The sequence below is a fragment of the Neobacillus sp. DZ-9 genome (assembly GCF_059587065.1).
Genome location: NZ_JCAIOL010000007.1, coordinates 144,371 through 163,688, shown reverse-complemented (window position 1 = coordinate 163,688; position 19,318 = coordinate 144,371). Strand labels below are relative to the sequence as shown.

The 19,318-nt window shown below is 45.1% G+C and carries 19 protein-coding genes; all 19 read left to right on the top strand.

Features of this window, described 5'->3' with window-relative positions; genetic code table 11:
* Positions 1-90 precede the first annotated feature (90 nt).
* The 19 genes from AC59HZ_RS20235 (at position 91) to AC59HZ_RS20145 (ending at position 19,305) form a co-directional block, all read left to right on the top strand.
* Positions 91-537 (top strand): GNAT family N-acetyltransferase, encoded by a 447-nt coding sequence (locus AC59HZ_RS20235; protein WP_496547591.1) that lies wholly within the window; start codon positions 91-93, stop codon positions 535-537.
* A 184-nt stretch (positions 538-721) separates the two neighbouring features.
* A complete protein-coding gene (locus AC59HZ_RS20230; protein WP_496547590.1) occupies positions 722-1,765 on the top strand; it encodes an L-threonylcarbamoyladenylate synthase in 1,044 nt (347 codons plus the stop codon).
* A 509-nt stretch (positions 1,766-2,274) separates the two neighbouring features.
* Positions 2,275-2,841: a manganese efflux pump MntP gene (locus AC59HZ_RS20225; protein WP_496547589.1), complete on the top strand. Its 567-nt coding sequence runs from the start codon at positions 2,275-2,277 to the stop codon at positions 2,839-2,841.
* A 32-nt stretch (positions 2,842-2,873) separates the two neighbouring features.
* Positions 2,874-4,382, top strand: coding sequence for a C39 family peptidase (locus AC59HZ_RS20220; protein ID WP_496547588.1), 1,509 nt, complete (start codon positions 2,874-2,876; stop codon positions 4,380-4,382).
* A gap of 65 nt (positions 4,383-4,447) precedes the next feature.
* A complete protein-coding gene (locus AC59HZ_RS20215) occupies positions 4,448-4,888 on the top strand; it encodes a low molecular weight protein arginine phosphatase (RefSeq protein WP_496547587.1) in 441 nt (146 codons plus the stop codon).
* A 180-nt stretch (positions 4,889-5,068) separates the two neighbouring features.
* Positions 5,069-5,515 carry a ribose 5-phosphate isomerase B gene (gene rpiB / locus AC59HZ_RS20210; protein WP_430066997.1) on the top strand — a complete coding sequence of 149 codons (447 nt, stop codon included), beginning with the start codon at positions 5,069-5,071 and terminating at the stop codon, positions 5,513-5,515.
* Between the two features lie 29 nt (positions 5,516-5,544).
* Complete coding sequence (locus AC59HZ_RS20205; protein ID WP_496547586.1) at positions 5,545-6,111, top strand: TIGR01440 family protein; 567 nt, start codon at positions 5,545-5,547, stop codon at positions 6,109-6,111.
* Between the two features lie 170 nt (positions 6,112-6,281).
* Positions 6,282-7,523, top strand: a complete 1,242-nt coding sequence (gene glyA, locus AC59HZ_RS20200) for a serine hydroxymethyltransferase (RefSeq protein ID WP_496547585.1) — start codon at positions 6,282-6,284, stop codon at positions 7,521-7,523.
* A 157-nt stretch (positions 7,524-7,680) separates the two neighbouring features.
* Positions 7,681-8,310, top strand: a complete 630-nt coding sequence (upp, locus tag AC59HZ_RS20195; protein WP_289987493.1) for a uracil phosphoribosyltransferase — start codon at positions 7,681-7,683, stop codon at positions 8,308-8,310.
* 272 nt (positions 8,311-8,582) lie between these two features.
* Positions 8,583-12,713 (top strand): S8 family serine peptidase, encoded by a 4,131-nt coding sequence (locus AC59HZ_RS20190; RefSeq protein ID WP_496547584.1) that lies wholly within the window; start codon positions 8,583-8,585, stop codon positions 12,711-12,713.
* On the top strand, positions 12,694-12,942 hold the full coding sequence (locus AC59HZ_RS20185) for a hypothetical protein (RefSeq protein WP_496547583.1): 249 nt from the start codon (positions 12,694-12,696) through the stop codon (positions 12,940-12,942). Before AC59HZ_RS20190 ends, AC59HZ_RS20185 begins: the two co-directional genes overlap by 20 nt.
* A gap of 113 nt (positions 12,943-13,055) precedes the next feature.
* Entirely contained in the window at positions 13,056-14,069 is a 1,014-nt protein-coding gene (locus AC59HZ_RS20180; protein WP_496547582.1) for a nuclease-related domain-containing protein, read from the top strand.
* Positions 14,066-16,231, top strand: coding sequence for a S8 family serine peptidase (locus AC59HZ_RS20175; RefSeq protein WP_496547581.1), 2,166 nt, complete (start codon positions 14,066-14,068; stop codon positions 16,229-16,231). The genes AC59HZ_RS20180 and AC59HZ_RS20175 overlap by 4 nt, the downstream gene beginning before the upstream one ends.
* Positions 16,232-16,522: 291 nt before the next feature.
* Complete coding sequence (locus AC59HZ_RS20170) at positions 16,523-16,747, top strand: AtpZ/AtpI family protein (protein ID WP_289987487.1); 225 nt, start codon at positions 16,523-16,525, stop codon at positions 16,745-16,747.
* Positions 16,748-16,749: 2 nt separating this feature from the next.
* Positions 16,750-17,124: an ATP synthase subunit I gene (locus AC59HZ_RS20165; protein ID WP_289987485.1), complete on the top strand. Its 375-nt coding sequence runs from the start codon at positions 16,750-16,752 to the stop codon at positions 17,122-17,124.
* 21 nt (positions 17,125-17,145) lie between these two features.
* Positions 17,146-17,859: a F0F1 ATP synthase subunit A gene (gene atpB, locus AC59HZ_RS20160; protein ID WP_335445370.1), complete on the top strand. Its 714-nt coding sequence runs from the start codon at positions 17,146-17,148 to the stop codon at positions 17,857-17,859.
* 51 nt (positions 17,860-17,910) lie between these two features.
* Positions 17,911-18,123 (top strand): F0F1 ATP synthase subunit C, encoded by a 213-nt coding sequence (gene atpE, locus AC59HZ_RS20155; protein ID WP_223594889.1) that lies wholly within the window; start codon positions 17,911-17,913, stop codon positions 18,121-18,123.
* Between the two features lie 118 nt (positions 18,124-18,241).
* Positions 18,242-18,772, top strand: a complete 531-nt coding sequence (locus tag AC59HZ_RS20150; RefSeq protein ID WP_496547580.1) for a F0F1 ATP synthase subunit B — start codon at positions 18,242-18,244, stop codon at positions 18,770-18,772.
* The gene (locus tag AC59HZ_RS20145) at positions 18,769-19,305 is read left to right on the top strand and encodes a F0F1 ATP synthase subunit delta (protein WP_430066990.1); all 537 of its coding nucleotides are present in this window, start codon (positions 18,769-18,771) and stop codon (positions 19,303-19,305) included. Before AC59HZ_RS20150 ends, AC59HZ_RS20145 begins: the two co-directional genes overlap by 4 nt.
* Positions 19,306-19,318: the final 13 nt, after the last annotated feature.

The following is a 19,318-nucleotide window of genomic DNA, read 5'->3' as shown; positions in this document are numbered from 1 at the left end:
AGCTGGTTTTTTTAATAGATTTGCCGGTTCTATTTTATCTATCTTTTTAATATTCATAGAGTAGAAATGAAAAAAGAAGAGGTGGATGATATGGGATCATTAATTCGCAAGGCAGGTAAAGAGGATCTCGGCAATTTAAGAGAGTTTTTGGAGCGGGCCAATCTTGGGACGGATGGCGTGAATGAGGAATCGATTGGCTGCTTTTTGCTGCTAGAAGATGAGGAAGGTAGGCTTAGGGGAACGCTTGGCATGGAGGCTTACATGGATTTTGGTCTGCTGCGCTCGCTTGTTGTTACGCCTGGACAAGCTGAAAAGGAAATTTTCGTCCTTTTCGATCAAATGGTGCGATTGGCGAAAGAAAAAGGAATGCAAAGTTTATTTTTGGCAACAAATAAAGGAACGGCCCTTCCGTTTTTTGAATTAATGGGCTTTCAGAAAATCGGGCGAGGCGATTTGCCGGAACAGTTTTATGGATCAAAACATATTCGACACGTTTTGAATGTGGATAACTCGTTATTTTTGAAATTTTCTTTATAACTGTGGATATATCCACAAAGTTATCCACTATTTCCGGAAACTTATACACAATTTGTGGATAAAACTTGTATTTATCCCCGCCTTCTTTTATACTTTCAAACGTACTAAGTGAAAAATATGAGTCTAATCGCGGTTTTTCGTCAAATTTCGATAAAAGACTCGTTTCTGATAAAGGTGGATAACTATGAACACAAAGGTCTGGATAGTGGATAAAAATGTGGATAATTTAGAAAGTAATCCACAAATTGTGGATGCAGCGAATTTTTTACGGGAAAATGAAGTGGTGGGCCTGCCGACAGAGACTGTTTATGGCCTGGGAGGCAATGCTGAAAGTGACGAGGCGGTGGAGAAAATTTTTGCTGCCAAGGGCAGGCCTGGGGATAACCCGTTAATTATTCACATTGCCGACAAAGAGCAGCTTAGTAGATTTGTGAGTGAGGTTCCGTGGACAGCGGAAGTGTTAATAGATGCGTTTTGGCCAGGGCCGTTGACGATTATTTTTAATAAGATGGAAGGCGTTCTGTCGGAAAAAGCAACAGCCGGACTTTCGACCGTGGCAGTAAGGATGCCGGATCATCCCGTGGCGTTGGCTCTATTGAGGTCATGCGGGCTGCCGATTGCGGCGCCGAGTGCGAACAGTTCGGGCAAACCGAGTCCGACGAGTGCGGAGCATGTGCTTGATGATTTAAACGGAAAGATTGCTGGAGTAGTCGATGGCGGAATGACCGGTGTTGGCGTTGAGTCAACGGTGGTGGACTGCACGGAGGGGATACCGGTTATTTTGCGTCCGGGCGGCGTGACGAAGGAGCAGCTTGAGGCTGTAATTGGCGAGGTACAGGTCGACCCTGCCTTGACGGATGAGGCCTCGAAGCCAAAGTCGCCGGGAATGAAATACAAGCATTATGCCCCGAATGCTCCGCTTTATTTGGTGTCAGGCACCAGAGATTTTCTTCAGCGTTTAGTGGATGAAAAGGAGAAGGAAGGGCTTGCGGTCGGAGTGCTGACGACAGAGGAGTACGTGGATCAGTTTAAGGCGGATGTGGTACTTGCCTGCGGGCATCGTACCGAGCTGGAGACGGTTGCGGCAGCTCTTTATGATACGCTTCGCCGTTTTAATCAATTGAAGGTGGATATTATTTTTAGTGAGATGTTTCCGAATGAGGGTGTGGGTCATGCGATCATGAACCGCCTTTTGAAAGCTGCCGGGAATAAAATTATTGGCGAGTAAGCACCAAGTCCTGCCGAATGCGGGGCTTGGTGTTTTTTGTATGCAGGCAAGCTTTTCGAAATACTTTTTTAAAAAGGAGCCCCGCTCTACGTGACTGAAATCTCAGTGCAATAGCGAATGGGGTAACGTGGAACCTGTCTACGAGCCCGAAATCTTAGTGCAAGAGCGAATGGGGTAACGTAGACCCTGTCTAAGTGCCTGAAATCTCAGTGCAAGAGCGAATGGGGTAACGTAGACCCTGTCTACGAGCCCGAAATCTCAGTCCAAGAGCGAACTGGGTAACGTAGACCCTGTCTACGAGCCCGAAATCTCAGTCCAAGAGCGAATGGGGTAACGTAGAACCTGTCTACGTTCCCAAAATCTTAGTATAAGAGCGATTGGGGTCACGTAGCCCACATTCAGAAGCGCTAAAATAGAAGTTAGCGCCCCAGCCATTTCGCCCGCTGGACTTCTAAAACAAATTGGACGTGCATATGCTGAAATAGTTAGTCCAAGGGGGCGAAGACAGGATGGCGGAGATGTTTGGAGAAGTCGCAACACTACTATTAATGGCATTTGCACTAGGAATGGATGCCTTTTCGGTCGCGCTCGGCATGGGGATGCACAAACTGCGGCTCAAAAATATCTTTAATATCGGCATTACGATTGGACTATTCCATGTTTGGATGCCGCTTTTGGGCCTCGCAGCAGGAAAATTTTTATCAGAAAAATTTGGAGCCTTCGCCACCTTTATCGGCGGTTTACTTTTAATCATATTAGGGGTGCAAATGATTTGGGCAAGCCTTAAAAAAGGGGAGGAAAAAGCTATCACACCTGCCGGGATTGGCTTAATCATATTTGCACTCAGCGTCAGCCTCGACAGCTTTTCCGTCGGACTTTCCTTAGGCATTTACGGTGCTAAAACGATTTTGGTCATTTTATGCTTTGGAATCGTGGCAACCGTGCAAACATGGGCGGGTTTACTGCTCGGCAGAAAGGTCAGCGGCTGGATGGGGAACTATAGCGAGGCACTTGGCGGTGCGATTTTATTGGCCTTTGGCTTAAAACTGCTGGCACCTTTTTGGCAATTTTTATAAAAATAAACAGGATTTTCTTCCTGAAAGATAGAATGGTAGAATATATCATTCTATTAATTGGGGAGGGGCAGCGTGTGCAGCCAAACATTTGGGTAAAACTTTGTATTACTCTGATTGTAATCTCTTATTCTCTTGTTCCAGGACTGGCAACAGCGGAAACAACCTCAGAAATCCAATTATTCGAAAAAGTGACCGATCAGACGACGGCGATTAAAGGGAAAACGATTGAAAACGCAAAAGTATCAGTGGAAAACAATAAGGGAATCCTAGGCTCTGCTGCAGCCGATTCAACAGGACAATTTGAAGTGGCCATTACGAAACAGCCAGCAGGCACGATGCTGTCGATTTCAGCAGACGATGGGGCCGGTCATACATACGGATTATCAGTTAGTGTTGCCGCAACAGGCTGGGTTCAAGAAGGCGGCCTTTGGTATTATCTTGGAGCAAATGGTCAAAAGCAAACGGGCTGGATCGAAGATAACGGCCAAGCTTATTATCTCGACCAATCAGGTGTGATGAAAACGGGCTGGTTATTAGACGGCGGCAAATGGTATTTTTTAAAAAATAACGGGCCCATGGCAACGGGCTGGATTCAAACTGGCGGTAAATGGTATTTTCTTGACGCTAAGGGTGTGATGAAAACGGGCTGGCTCCTAGATGGCGGCAAATGGTATTATCTAAGCGGTTCCGGGCAGATGCTTACCGGATGGGTGAGGGACGGAAACCGCTGGTACTATATGAACAGCAAAGGTGCGATGCAGACAGGCTGGGTTTTCACTGGCGGTAAATGGTACTATCTTGCCTCAAATGGGGCAATGAAAACGGGCTGGCTGCTGGATGGCGGCAAGTGGTACTATCTCAATAGTGACGGCTCGATGAGGACCGGCAGCTGGATTCAAAGCGGAAAGGACCGTTTTTATCTAGGCAGCAAGGGCTCCGTTTCATCGGTTCTGCTGGATGTTCCGCTGGTGGCGCAAATGCCGGAGCTGCCGCGCGGCTGTGAAGTGACGTCGCTCGACATGATGCTCCTGGATGCTGGAAAAAGCGTTTCAAAAATGACGCTTGCTTCCCAGGTGCGGAAAGACCCGACGCCATATTCGAAAACGAATGGCCAAGTGTACTTCGGAAATCCGTATTCGGGTTTTGTTGGCGATATGTATACGTTTAATAAGCCAGGCCTTGGGGTTTACCACGGGCCGATCGCGGATTTAGCGGAAAGCTATCTGCCAAATCGGGTTATCGATTTCACCGGCAGCAGCTTTGAGGAAATTTATATGCATCTGAACAGTGGCAAACCGGTGTGGGTCATTAACAATGTGCTGTTCGATACGGTTCCATCGCAATACTGGCAGACCTGGAATACGCCGACTGGAAAAATTTCCATTACCTATAAAGAGCACAGCGTCCTCATCACAGGCTATGACAGCCAGTATATTTATTTTAATGACCCGCTAAGTGTCACTAAAAATCGCAAGGTCACGATCAGTGCTTTCAAACGCGGCTGGGAGCAAATGGGGAAACAAGCCATCTCTTATCGCTAAGCTGTGCAGGCATTTTTGAATAGTGAAAATTTTGTTTTATAATAGGGGGAAAGGGGGCATTCATAGTGCAGCGGATATTATTTGTTTGTACGGGAAATACGTGTCGGAGTCCAATGGCTGAGGCAATTTTAAGACATAAGAAAATCGATGGGATGGAAGTCAGGTCCGCGGGAATTTATGCAGCACATGGCAGCGAAGCATCGGCCCATGCCAAACAGGTGCTCGATGACAACAAAGTAGCCCATAATCACCGTTCCACGATGTTAACGAATCAAGAGGTGGAATGGGCGGATTTGATATTAACGATGACTTCCTCCCACAAATTTGCCATCCAGCAGCAATACCCTCATTCGACCACGAAGGTATTTACGCTGAAGGAATATACGGGGGAACCGTTTGACCATGATGTCATCGATCCTTACGGCGGCAGTTTAGCGCAGTATAAAGAAACCTTTAATCAGCTGGAAAAATTAATTGAAAAAACAATTGGAAAAATTAACTCGTAAATAAGCTCTCGTCGATGAGGGCTTTTTTTTCTTGGCAGTGTAAAGGTCACTGCTGATTTTTTAACTCTGTTGATTGGAGCGGAAATCAACAGACTAGTTTAACATAGTTTTTTTCTTTATATTTTTCAGGCGGTATGTCAAAATTAAAAAAGATTGAGTTGAATAACAGGGGGTTTTAACGTGAAAGTAGCATTAGCATCTGATCATGGCGGGGTGAATATTCGCAAAGAAATAGCCCATCTGCTTGAAGAATTGAAGATAGAATATGTGGATTTTGGCTGCGATTGTGAAACATCCGTCGATTATCCGGACTATGCGCTGCCGGTGGCGGAAAAGGTCGCGAGCGGTGAATTTGACAGGGGAATCCTGATTTGCGGAACAGGGATTGGCATGAGCATTGCTGCGAACAAAGTGAAGGGAGTCCGCTGTGCCCTTGTGCACGATACCTTCAGTGCGAAGGCAACACGCGCTCATAATGATACCAATATGCTCGCTATGGGCGAACGCGTCATTGGCCCAGGGCTTGCCCGCGATATTGTGGAAATCTGGCTGACAGAGGGATTTGAAGGCGGCCGACATGCGGGACGTGTCGGCAAAATCACGGAATACGAGAAAAAGCATTTATAACTTTCTTTTCAGAAAGGTCGAGGTTCACGATGATCCAAGAGTGGGAAAATGAACTTGAAGCGATTCTATTAGAATTCAAAGAGCAGGCCGGGTTTAAACCGGGACAGCTGTTGGTGGTCGGCTGCAGCACTAGCGAAGTGATTGGCGAGCGAATCGGGACCGCCGGCACCTTTGACGTGGCTGAAATGATTTTTCGAAGCTTAAAAAAATTGCAGGAAGACACTGGCATCCAGCTGGCATTCCAATGCTGCGAGCATTTAAACCGGGCGCTTGTTGTCGAGCGGACAACAGCCATCGAGCGGCACTTGGATGAGGTTTCAGTTATCCCAGCCCGAACCGCTGGCGGGGCGATGGCGACGTATGCGTTTGAAAATATGGACGATGCCGTTGTCGTGGAATTCGTGAAGGCAGAGGCGGGAATTGATATCGGCCATACGTTCATCGGCATGCACTTGAAGCATGTTGCCGTGCCATTGCGTGTGAAGCAGAAAAATGTCGGCCATACTCATGTGACACTTGCCAAAACGCGGCCGAAGCTGATTGGCGGTGCCAGAGCGGTGTATGAACGAAAAGACGAAAATTCAAGCTGTTCTTAATGTTAATGTTCGTGATTTACCGTTAATTAAATGGATAATTCATGTAATTAATCGTGAAATTGTTAAAAAAACGAAAAATGTTTCTCTTTTATTTTCATGGTAGTTCGTGTTAAAATAAAAAAGGAATTTTCGAAATAGTCCACAGTCTTTTACATATAAGGGGGATAATCATGAAGCATTTGTCTCAACAGGACGAGCAGGTCTTTCAAGCGATTCAAAAAGAACTTGGCCGTCAGCGTACTAAAATCGAATTAATTGCCTCAGAAAACTTTGTCAGTGAAGCCGTAATGGAGGCACAGGGGTCAGTTTTAACGAACAAATACGCAGAGGGATATCCAGGACGCCGTTATTATGGCGGTTGTGAATATGTTGATATCGTTGAAGATCTTGCCCGCGACCGTGCGAAGCAGATTTTTGGAGCGGAATATGTCAACGTTCAGCCGCATTCAGGTGCACAAGCCAATATGGCCGTTTACTTCACGATCTTAGAGCAAGGCGACACAGTGCTTGGCATGAATTTATCCCACGGCGGCCACTTAACACACGGCAGCCCGGTCAACTTCAGTGGTATCCAATATAATTTCGTTGAATACGGTGTGGATGAAACTACTCACCGCATCAACTACGATGATGTTCGTGCGAAAGCTCTTGAGCACAAGCCTAAGCTAATCGTTGCCGGTGCAAGTGCTTATCCGCGCGCAATCGATTTTGCTAAGTTCCGTGAAATCGCTGATGAAGTCGGCGCTTACCTCATGGTGGATATGGCGCACATTGCTGGACTTGTGGCAGCAGGCCTGCACCAAAATCCAGTGCCATACGCAGATTTCGTAACGACAACTACACATAAAACCTTACGCGGTCCTCGCGGCGGGATGATCCTTTGCAAAGAGGAATTCGGCAAAAAGATCGATAAATCCATCTTCCCAGGCATCCAAGGCGGTCCGCTTATGCATGTAATCGCAGCAAAAGCAGTTGCTTTTGGCGAAGCACTGCAGGACAGCTTTAAAGAATATGCCGGCAATATTATCGCCAATGCCCAGCGTTTAGCTGAAAGCCTGGTAAAAGAAGGCTTAACATTAGTTTCCGGCGGGACGGACAACCACTTATTATTAGTGGATGTAACAAGCCTCGGCTTAACTGGAAAAATCGCTGAAAAGGTACTTGATGAAATCGGCATCACTGTGAATAAAAACACGATTCCATTCGATCAAAACAGCCCGTTTGTAACAAGCGGTGTCCGCATCGGTACAGCAGCGGTTACATCACGCGGCTTCAGTTTAGACGAAATGGACGAAATTGCTTCAATCATTGCCTTCACTTTGAAAAATCACGAAGACGAAGTGAAGCTTGAGGAAGCACGCGGACGCGTTGAAGCTTTAACAAGTAAATTTACACTATACCCAGAATATTAAGCAGCAGCGAATCGGCCTAATTACATTTGATAATTGGGCCGATTTTTTTTGAAAAATCTAACTTGTTTCCGGACCCTGTATCCGGGTTGCTCATTGTATTTTTTTTCTGTAAAATGAGACGAAGTTAATTATAATTTTACTAAAAGGGGCGATTTTTGTGGCAAAGGTATACGTCTTCGACCATCCGCTTATCCAGCATAAACTTACGTACATACGCGACATAAATACAGGAACAAAGGAGTTCCGCGAGCTCGTTGATGAAGTGGCAACATTGATGGCGTTTGAAATCACAAGGGATATGCCGCTTGAAGATATTGAGATTGAAACACCGGTTTGCAAAACAAATTCAAAGGTCCTCTCCGGGAAAAAATTAGGCCTTGTTCCGATTTTGCGCGCAGGAATCGGCATGGTTGATGGGATGTTAAAATGTATTCCAGCAGCAAAAGTGGGCCATGTCGGCTTATACCGCGATCCGGAAACCTTAAAGCCTGTTGAATACTATGTAAAGCTTCCAAGTGATGTAGAAGAGCGTGATTTCATCGTCGTTGACCCAATGCTGGCTACCGGCGGTTCAGCGATTGATGCCATCCATGCCTTGAAAAAGCGCGGCGCCAAAAACATCAAATTTATGTGTTTAATTGCTGCACCAGAAGGCGTTGAGGCAGTAAAAACCGAGCACCCAGACGTTGATATTTACATTGCTGCATTGGACGAGAAATTGAACGACCACGGCTACATCGTACCAGGCCTCGGTGATGCCGGCGACCGCTTGTTTGGAACAAAATAAGTTTTTGGAAAAAGTCGAGTAGAAATACTCGGCTTTTTTTTGTTAAGGGAAAAGTATTTCAGTTGGAAATGTATAATTTTTCACAATGTCGAACCTCGTCATACTCACCTTTAAAACTCAACCATAACCCACAATGCATAATGTCGAAAAATCTCTGTATGAATATGCAAAAATTATATTGACCAAATAAATATTTCCAATTATGATAGAGTTTACCTATTCTGATTTTTCTAAAAAATTGGAATTTGAAAGATACATAGGGGGGAAACATTTTGAAGAAAAAAAGACAGAAAAAGGTGGCTTCCGTTGCGCTTGCGTCGGCATTGGCACTTTCCAATCTAGGGTTCACCGTCCACGCATCATCTGTAACCGCCACACCGCAAAATGATTTTGCGGCAAAAGTAAAACAATTGCAGGATTTGGCAAGCAAGGATTTCAAAAACATCAATGCCAGCGATATTAAGGGCACTGCTGACCTTAAGGCGACGGACAAGGTCCGCGTTATCGTGGAATTAGATGGACAAACTCCGGTTGAATATGCAACCGAGCAAGGAAAGCTGTATAAAGAATTATCGCAAAGCAAGAAAGCCTCTTTTACTACTAATCTAGTAAAACAGCAAAAAAGCGTAAAAGATAGAATTTCTGCCAAAGGCGTGGCAGTAAAATATAAAAAGAGCTTCACGACCGCTTTTAACGGATTCAGCGGTGATGTTCAATTCGGTGAGATCTCCAAAATCGAATCCATCCAAGGTGTAAAGAATGTCTTTATTGCAAACGAATACAATCGTCCTGAAGAAACACCTGATATGAAAACAAGTAAGGGCTTCATCCAAACAAACCAAACTTGGGCGGATGCCAAGCTCAAAGGTGAAGGAATGGTTGTCGCTGTCATTGATACAGGGGTAGACCCATCGCACCGCGACTTCAAAGTAACGGATCCATCAAAGGATGCGTTAAGCAAAGATAAAGTAGGCCAAGTGGTAAGTGAAACCGGTTTAAAAGGTAAATTTTACACAGATAAAGTACCTTATGGATACAACTATTTCGATGAAAACAGCACTATCGTTGATTTAGGGCCGGCGGCTTCCATGCACGGCATGCACGTAGCGGGTACTGTTGCGGCCAACGGTGACGAAGCAAACGGCGGCATCAAAGGGGTGGCACCTGAAGCGCAAGTCCTTGGGATGAAGGTGTTCAGTAACGACCCGAACTATGCTTCCACCCAATCGGATATCTATCTGGCGGCGATTGATGATGCGATCAAGTTGGGTGCAGATGTATTAAACATGAGCCTTGGCTCTGTTGCTTCATTCTATGATGAGAGAAGTGCTGAAGATTTGGCGATCACTCGTGCCGTGAATAACGGTATTGTCTGCGCGGTTTCTGCGGGGAACTCCGGAAACATCGCTTATGGCTATAATTCCAACCCTTTGGCGAAAAACCCGGATATCGGGGTAGTCGGCGCACCAGGTTTGAACACTGATTCATTGCAGGTTGCGGCTTCTGGTAACCTTAACTACCTATATCAGCACACGATTTCGCTTGAAGGTGCAGACGGTTTTTCTGCTGTCGGCTATGGTCTTGATGACTGGATGCCGCTTGAAAATGGCGGCACCTTAGAGGTAGTCAGCCTAGGCGGCAAGCTTGGCAAACCGGAAGATTATGCCGGCAAGGATGTAAAAGGCAAAATTGTTGTGGTTCAGCGCGGAGAATTAACATTTGTGGACAAAGCCAAAAATGCCGCGGCAGCAGGGGCAGCTGGAATTATTGTTTATAACAGTACAGCACCTACCTTCCTTGAAAACCAAGGACAATTCCATGTTCCATTCATGATGGTGAAGCGGGATGAAGGTCTTGCACTTGAAGCTGCGATTGCCGCTGGCCATACAACTCTTCATGTCGCTCAGACAAAGAAGACCGATGACCCTGAAATCGGCCGCATGACGGACTTCACTTCATGGGGAGTAACACCGAGCCTTGAGCTTAAGCCTGAAATTACGGCACCTGGCGGACATATTTACTCTACAGTAAATAATGATAAGTATGAATACATGAGCGGTACTTCAATGGCATCTCCACACGTTGCCGGCGGATCTGCACTTGTACAGCAATACCTAAAAGGTGACGATCGTTTCAAGGGCTTATCAGCTGGCGAACGTACTCACTTAGCGAAGGTTCTTTTGATGAACACTTCGAATAAAATTGTCGATTTAAATGGACAGCCATTCTCACCTCGCCGTCAAGGTGCAGGGATGATGCAAACCTTTGGCGCTGTTTCCACACCAGTTTATGTGGTCAATAAAGCGAATAACGAAGGCAAAGTAGAATTGAAGGATTTCACGTCTAAAGAGTTTAGCATGACCTTTACCGCGAAAAATGTTTCCGACAAATCAGTTACGTATTCAGTTAATACAGACGTATTAACCGATACGATTCAAAAGGCTGCTGCAGGCAAAGAGGATACGAACGCATTAATCGCCGGCAATATGGCTGGTGCCGAGGTCGATGCACCTAAAACGGTTACCGTTCCAGCTGGTAAATCAGTTGATTTCACTGTTAAGGTAGATCTTTCAAATGCCAAAATTCCTGGCCTAGATACGGCAGGTCAAAAAATTGCCCTCGATCTAAAAGAAGATATTTTTGTTGAAGGCTTTGTTACGCTTACAGATGCAAACAACAAGCTTGAGCCTACATTAAACATTCCTTATGTTGGATTCTATGGGAAATGGGATCGTCCGGATATCGTCGATGGCTTTAAAGAACTTGGCGAAAACCGTTTCTTCGGCTTAGCTGCCGGCTGGAATGAAATGCTTTCTGGTGCTTCCGGCACATTCGTTGCTCCAGTTGCTGGAAAACAATATTATCCAGTATCACCGAATGCAGACGGAAAATTGGATACGATTTATCCACTTCCATCCTTCGTCCGTAACGCAACGGAAGCGCAGTTCAACGTTCTGGATAAAGACGGCAAGTTCCTTCGTACGGTTGCCTTGGAAAAAGATGTACGCAAAAACTACGTCAATGGCGGTACTGGGACAACTTATTCCTTCAAAGCAAGCCGTGCCTGGGATGGAACAGTTGGCGGCAAGAAAGTAGAAGACGGTCTGTACTACTATGAAATCAAATCAAAGATTGATTATGAGGGTGCTTCCTACCAATCTAAGAAAATCCCAGTCTATGTCGATACGACTGCACCAAAAGTGAAGGCCACTTTTGATAATGCCACATCGACTGTAAACTGGACTTCAGAAGAAAACGGTACAGGCGTGAAATCCTACGGCATTTATGTGGATGGAAAATTAACAGTCACGGTAGCTGGCACTGCTTCAAGCTATCAATTTACAGCGCCTTTAGCTGCGAAAACATCTGTTGAAGTTCTTGCAATAGATAATGCTTTAAACGTAGGCGCCTCGAAAACAGCGGCTGGCGACACAGCGCTTCCGTTAATCTATCTATCTAACCCTACACCATCAGGTATTTACAAGTCATTAGAAGTACCGGTTAGCGGTTACTTTACAGATGACCTTGGAGTGGATAAAGCACAAGTAAATGGTAAGGATGTAACACTTACTTACGATGCTGCGAAAAATCAGTATGCTTTCTCAACAACTGTGAAGTTTGATAAAGATGGCAAGTACAAGATTCCTGTTGTGGTAACAGACGTTGCCGGCAAGGAATTCTCCATCAGCCGTGAAGTATTTATCGATACGACTCCAGGTGAAATCGTCGTGAATTCTCCTGATAAGGTCGGCTATAATGTCGATGAAGCTAAGGTTCAGTTAACCTTAAAGGATAACTACAATTACCTCTCCTTATATGTGGGCGACAACCAAGTATTTGTGCAGCCATATAAGAGTCCGGTGGATATCATGACACCTGCAAGCACGGACTATGAGTTCACGGTTCCAGTTAAGCATGGCGAAAACAAAGTAAATCTTCGTCTTGTAGACTTCGCTGGAAACGTCACAACGAAGGAAATCAGCATTTACCGTGCGGAAGTGAAGGATCCAGATCCGGTTCCAGTTGATCCGAAGCCGGTTGTGAAGAACGGCTGGGTACAGGATAACGGCACATGGTTCTACTTTGTGGATGATGTGAAGAAAACTGGCTGGCTGTTAGACGGCGGCAAGTGGTACTACCTAGATGGCAGCGGCGCGATGAAAACGGGCTGGGTGCTTGATGGAGGTAAATGGTATTACCTTGATGGCCACGGCGCAATGCAAAAAGGCTGGCTGAAATTAGGCGGCGACTGGTTCCACCTAAATGGCAGCGGCGCAATGGAAACGGGCTGGAAGTATATCAACGGCAAGTGGTACTACTTCAATCTGAAATCCGGCAAAATGGCCTACAGCACAACAGTTGACGGCTATAAGCTTGGTAAGGATGGGGCTTGGATTAAGTAATAGTTTGTTTGGTGGTGCAGGCAGCCTCGGGGCTGCCTGTTTTTTTGGGTGTGGTGGGGCTTGGGCGTTTTTTGGGGTGTGTGTTTTTTTTTTTTACAAAAATTGGCTAAATAGACAAAGTGGCCTAAAAAATAGACAAAACCATTTGAAAAATGGACAAAGCACCCCAAAAAATAGACAAAACCCCTGGAAAAATAGACAAACCACCCCGAAAAATAGACAAACTTAAAAATAGAACCTCAGACCAGCGCGAAATTCACAATTTGTCCTCAAAATATAGGCAGGAAATCGAACTTTTTACGAGAATTTACCACTGAATTCTATTAATGAGGTGAAATTCGAATGAATTGTTTGGAATTAAGGATACCGACTCAAGCTTTGCAATGTATGGCCGTACTGAGAAGGATGCCAAGAAATCATCCGGTAAAACCAATTGTTGAAAAAGATTTAAGGTCCTGGATGAAGGGGTATTATGGTGAAAAACAAGTGGAGTATTATTTGTCATTACTGCCTGAGGAACCGTATTACATTTTCCATGGCTTACGAATAAAGGATAAAAAGTATTTTCAAATGGATTTACTCATCCTTACCCAGAACTTTGGATTAATCGTTGAAATCAAAAATATCTCAGGAAGAATTTGCTTTAAAAAAGGCTCGAATTCGGTAACGAGAGTATATGAAAATATGGAGGAAGGCATATCAAACCCCATCGAACAGGTGAAGCGGCATAAAATGCAATTTATTAATTGGCTAAGCAAGAATCAAATAAAAGGTTATCCAATCGAACATCTGGTAACGTTCAGCAAAACGTCCACCTTAATAGAAACAACCCCTGATAACACACAAATTTTTAAATATGTGATTTATGCAGAGTCGCTGATTAATAAAATTAAAGAATTAGAAATGAAGTATCCAAATCCGCAATTATGCAAAAAGAAGCTGAGTCATCTAACCGAATCCCTCTTACATGCACATCAGCCCCTCATGCTGGATATTCTCCAGACTTACAAACTTTCCTTTACCGAATTATATCCGGGAGTTCAATGCCTCAAGTGTAAAAAATTCCATATGGATTATTATTCTGGAAATTGGCATTGTTCACATTGCAACCACACTTCAAAAAATGCTCATCTTCCAGCAGTTGACGACTTCCTGCTAATCCATCGAACGATCACCCGTAAACAATTTGGAGAGTTTCTTCATATACCTTCAAGTAGAATAGCGGGAAACTTATTGCGATCCCTCAACCTCCCATCCACCGGCAGCAAACGAACCACTCAATATTATCTCCAGCCAGGCTGCATACTTTCCCCGCACAAGGAAAACGATATGAAAAAAGGGGAAATTTTCTCATGAAACTTCTGCTTGCAATGCTTCTAGCCTTTCAACCTTCAAAAATCCTTATTCATCCACCGATTCCAAAAACAACATCCATTGCCATAGTGGTTCTGGATAAGCCGCAATCCGACCAGGAAATCAGAGAGCTCATCCGCCCTTACCAAAATGTAAAGCTGCGCCGCACTTTTCGTGAGGCCCTTAACGGTTTTTCCATCGAAGGCAGCCCTGAAAGCATAGAACAGCTCGCCACACAAAAACGTATCCTAAACATCTCGCCAGTCGTCCAATACCAGGCCGAAACCGAGGAAAGTGTCAAAATCATTGGCGGCCAAGAAGTGCGAAAGTATTTTGATAATCAAAATGAACGATTAACCGGAAAGGGGATCAAGGTTGGCGTCATCGATACCGGCGTCGATTATACGCACCCCGACCTGCAGCGAAATTATGCTGGCGGTCACGACCTCGTCGACAATGACCGCGACCCAATGGAAACCAAAGCCATTGGCAGAGCGACTATCCATGGCACCCATGTTGCCGGAATCATTGCCGCAAATGGAAAAATTAAAGGCGTCGCGCCCGAGGCAAAGATTGTCGCTTACCGCGCGCTCGGTCCGGGCGGCGGCGGAACAACAGAGCAGGTGCTCGCGGCCATCGAACAGGCGATCAAAGACAAGGTCGATATCGTGAACCTTTCACTCGGGAACGATATCAACGGCCCCGACCTTCCGATAAGTCTGGCACTTAACCGAGCAGTTGATAAAGGTATCGTTGCCGTGGCGGCTTCCGGCAATTCCGGGCCGAATGTGTGGACAGTCGGTTCACCAGGTACCGCCTCAAAAGCCATCTCCGTCGGCGCCTCGACACCGACGATGAAAATCCCGAAACTATTAATAGAAGGAAACCGGGATAAATTCCGGATTCAGCCGCTCGAAGGCTCGGCTGAATGGAATCTGGACCGGTCAACAGAATTAGTCGATGGCGGCATTGGACGGCCGCAGGACCTTCAAAACGTCCAAGGCAAAATTGCACTGATCAAAAGAGGCACAATAACGTTCAGCGAAAAGGCGGAAAACGCCCGTAAAGCCGGGGCAAGGGCAGTGTTAATCTACAATAATATGAGCGGCAGCTTCATGGGCAACTTGGAACCTCCGCTGACCATCCCGGTCGGAGCACTCGCGAAGGGTGACGGAGTCTTTTTGAAAAAAGAATTAAGTAAACGAAGGATCCAAGCGAGGCTTGAGGTCAAGGAGGAAGTGGACCGGCTCGCGGACTTTAGCTCGCGGGGGCCGGTGACAGGGACGTGGGAGATTAAGCCAGACCTTCTTGCGCCGGGGGTGGCGATTAATTCGACGATTCCGGGCGGATACTTGAGCCTTCAGGGGACGAGTATGGCGGCGCCGCATGTGGCCGGTGCGTGTGCCTTGATTAAGCAGGCGCACCCGGACTGGACGCCAGAGCAAATTAAGGCGGCTTTGATGAATACGGCTAAGCCATTAACGAAAGCGGCCGCCTTTTATCGCACATACGAACAAGGGGCTGGACGGATTCAGGTGGATGAGGCGGTTAAGACGGAATCGCTCGTCACACCGAGCTCGCTTCATTTTGGCAAGTTCAATGCAGAGGATGTTCATAAGTCCATCCTTAGAATAGAGAACACAAGCAGCCGAACCATCCGGTACACGTTTGACATCCCGCACCATGTCGACGGGCTCGAATGGCGGCTGCCGCTGGCGTTTACCTTAGAGCCGAAGCAAACCAAGGATGTCACGGTGGAGTTAACAGTGGACCCGGCTCTCTTCAAAGGAAAGGTTCAGGATGGATATTTGAGTCTACAGGCAGGGGCGGCCAAGGTTCGGATTCCCTATCTCTATGTACTTGAAGAACCAAATTACCCCCGGGTGATGGGCTTTGATTTTGGTGAGGGAGATAAGCCGGGACAGTATAAATATGAAGTGTATTTGCCGGGCGGCGCGGAGGAATTCGGGATTGCGCTATTTAACCCGGAGGATTACCGGTTCATTGGCTTCCTCGATACTGGTACCAATCTAAAAAAAGGACAGCTTCAAAAAGAGCTCACGGAAGAGCAGCTGCCGCCAAAGGGAACATACTTGGCCAAAATCTTTGCCAAAAAGTCCGGCAAAGAGGATTTTATGGAGGCGATGATCACCATCCCAAACTAGGAGTTATTTCCCGAAATTTCTGAAAACATTGTTCACAAAATAGACACAAAAAGGTCAAAAATTCTTCAATATTTACAATACAATGATAGTGGAAACTTTAATCCAAAATTTCCAAAAATCATGGGAAATTGTTTGTGGTATATTTCACGTAAAGTCATTGACTTTGATAAGTCGCTATTGTATGCTAACAAAGGGTGTAAAATGATAGGGTTTTCACATAATTGATACATTTTAGATGTATTAATTTACCTCTTACCCTCTTGACATTCTCTTGGAGTGAGGATCGATAGTATGCGTCAAAATAACCGCAACCCATTTCAAGCTATGGCTTTGATGTCCGCAATTGTCTCCCAGTTAGTTGGTTCCATTCTCATAGGTATATTTGCAGGAAGATGGCTGGATCGACATTGGGGTACCGAGCCCATTTTCTTAATAGTCGGATTGCTTCTAGGACTGGCAGCAGGAACGTATTCCATGCTGATTTCAATCCGCCATTTTTATTCAGGAGAAAAATAACGATGCCAGATTTTCGAAAGATGTACAACAGGCAAAAGAAATGGATTTTCTACTTGTTGTCCATTTATGTTCTTGGCTGGGGTTTCACCGAATACAAAACAGTGTTTCTTGGACTGATTCTAGGGACTGTGTTCAGTTTCCTGAATCTTTGGTTATTGGTGCGGAAGACTGAAAAGTTTGATAAAGCTGTTTCAGAAGGGAAGAAGGTACGCTCCCTGGGGTCGCTGCAAAGGATGGCGACAGCCGGAATCGCGGGCGTAATTGCTCTTCGATACCCTGAGTATTTCCACATCGCTTTTGTAGTGGTAGGACTAATGACATCCTATATTGTCATTATGATAGATTATTTTTACCATGCGTTGCATGTACATAAATAAAGGGAAGCGAGGTGAGTTTACATGCATCATGGAGCTCCTGAGTTTGAATTTATGGGCCTTTGGTTTAATGGTGCCAATATCCTGATGATTACAATTGCAAGTTTGGTTGTTTTTCTAATTGCCGTGCTTTCTACCCGCAGGCTTGCAATGAAACCAACAGGAATGCAGAATTTTTTAGAATGGGTGCTTGACTTTGTCAAGGGCATCATCAACAGCACAATGGATTGGAAGGAAGGCGGCAGATTCCACGTCCTAGGGCTGACAATTATCATGTATATTTTTGTTTCCAACATGTTAGGTTTGCCATTTTCAATCGTCATTGATGAGAAATTATGGTGGAAATCACCAACTGCAGATCCAGTCATAACCTTGACTTTAGCCTGTTTGGTGGTGGGGTTATCCCATTTCTACGGCGTCAAGCTAAAAGGCGCAAAGGGATATGGAGAAGGCTTCTTCCAGCCGATGAAATTCTTATTCCCGTTGAAAATCATTGAGGAATTTGCAAATACCTTAACACTTGGTCTGCGTCTTTACGGGAACATTTACGCTGGTGAATTACTACTTTCACTTTTGGCAGCAGGATTAGCCCATCAAGGTATCGCCGGTATGATAGCAGCAATACCGCTAACACTTGTATGGCAAGGTTTCTCTGTTTTCGTCGGCAGTATCCAAGCTTACATCTTCACTATGTTAACAATGGTTTATCTGTCCCATAAAGTCAGCCATGACCATTAATATATTAAATAATAAAAACTTATTCATACAATTTTAAGGAGGAACAAAATAATGAATCTTATAGCAGCAGCAATCGCAATCGGTTTAGCAGCAGTAGGTGCAGGTATCGGTAACGGTCTAATCGTAGGACGTACAGTAGAAGGTATCGCTCGTCAGCCACACGCTCGTGGTCTATTACAAACAACTATGTTCATCGGGGTAGCGTTAGTTGAAGCCCTTCCGATCATCGGTGTTGTAATTGCGTTCATGGTATTGAACCGATAAAATGACAAAAACTCCAGATGGCGAAGCTAGTAAAAACTTCGCCATTCATTTATGTCTGTTATTTTAAAATGGTTGTTTTACTATCGCTTTAGCGACTCTTGAAAGGAGTGAACCCGGGGTGTTAACGAACAGTCTAGTATTGGGGGCAGCAGCGGAAGCTGGCCACCATGTAAATTACGGAGATATTATTTTCCAGCTTATTATGTTTATCGTTTTGTTAGCATTGCTTAAAAAGTTTGCTTGGGGTCCTTTAATGGGCATTATGAAGCAGCGTGAAGAGCATGTTGTTAGCGAAATCTCTGCGGCTGAATCAAGCCGTGCGGAAGCGAAAAAGCTTTTAGAAGAGCAAAGAAGTCTTTTAAAAGAAGCGCGTGTAGAAGCACAAACCTTAATGGAAAATGCGCGCAAGCAAGGCGACCTTCAACGTGAAGAAATCGTTGTTGCGGCCCGCTCTGAAGCAGAACGCATTAAAGAAGCTGCCAAGCTTGAAATCGACCAGCAAAAAGAGAAAGCTGTTGCCGCTATCCGCGAGCAGGTTGCTTCTCTATCTGTTTTAATTGCTTCTAAAGTAATTGAAAAAGAATTGACGGCACAGGATCAAGACCAGCTGATTAACGAATATCTTAAAGAGGCAGGAGAAGGGCGATGAGCAACTCTATGGTAGCAAAACGCTACGCGTCAGCTCTTTTTCAAATTGCAAAAGAACAGCAGATTCTAAGTAACGTAGAAGAAGAACTTCGCGTAGTACGGGAAGTCTTGGATTACAATGCTGATTTAAAGGCTGTTCTAAAATCTTCAAAGCTTACAAATGAAAACAAAAAGGAAATCATCCGCAATGCGTTTTCAACTGTAAATGCTTATGTTTTAAATACGTTAATGATTTTAATCGATCGCCACCGCGAAGATGAAATCGTTGAAGTAGTAAACCAATTTATCGAGCTTGCAAATGAGGAAATGGGCATTGCAGAAGCAAAAGTCTACAGCATTCGTCCGCTGACAGATGTTGAAAGAGAAGCTGTTTCCACAACCTTTGCGGCTAAAATTGGCAAGAAGTCATTAAGAATTGAAAATATCGTAGATTCCGATTTGCTAGGCGGCATCAAGCTCCGCATCGGAAATCGTATATATGACGGCAGCTTGCGCGGCAAGTTGAACCGTTTAGAACGTAAATTGTTAAGCTAAGACGAAAAGCAGA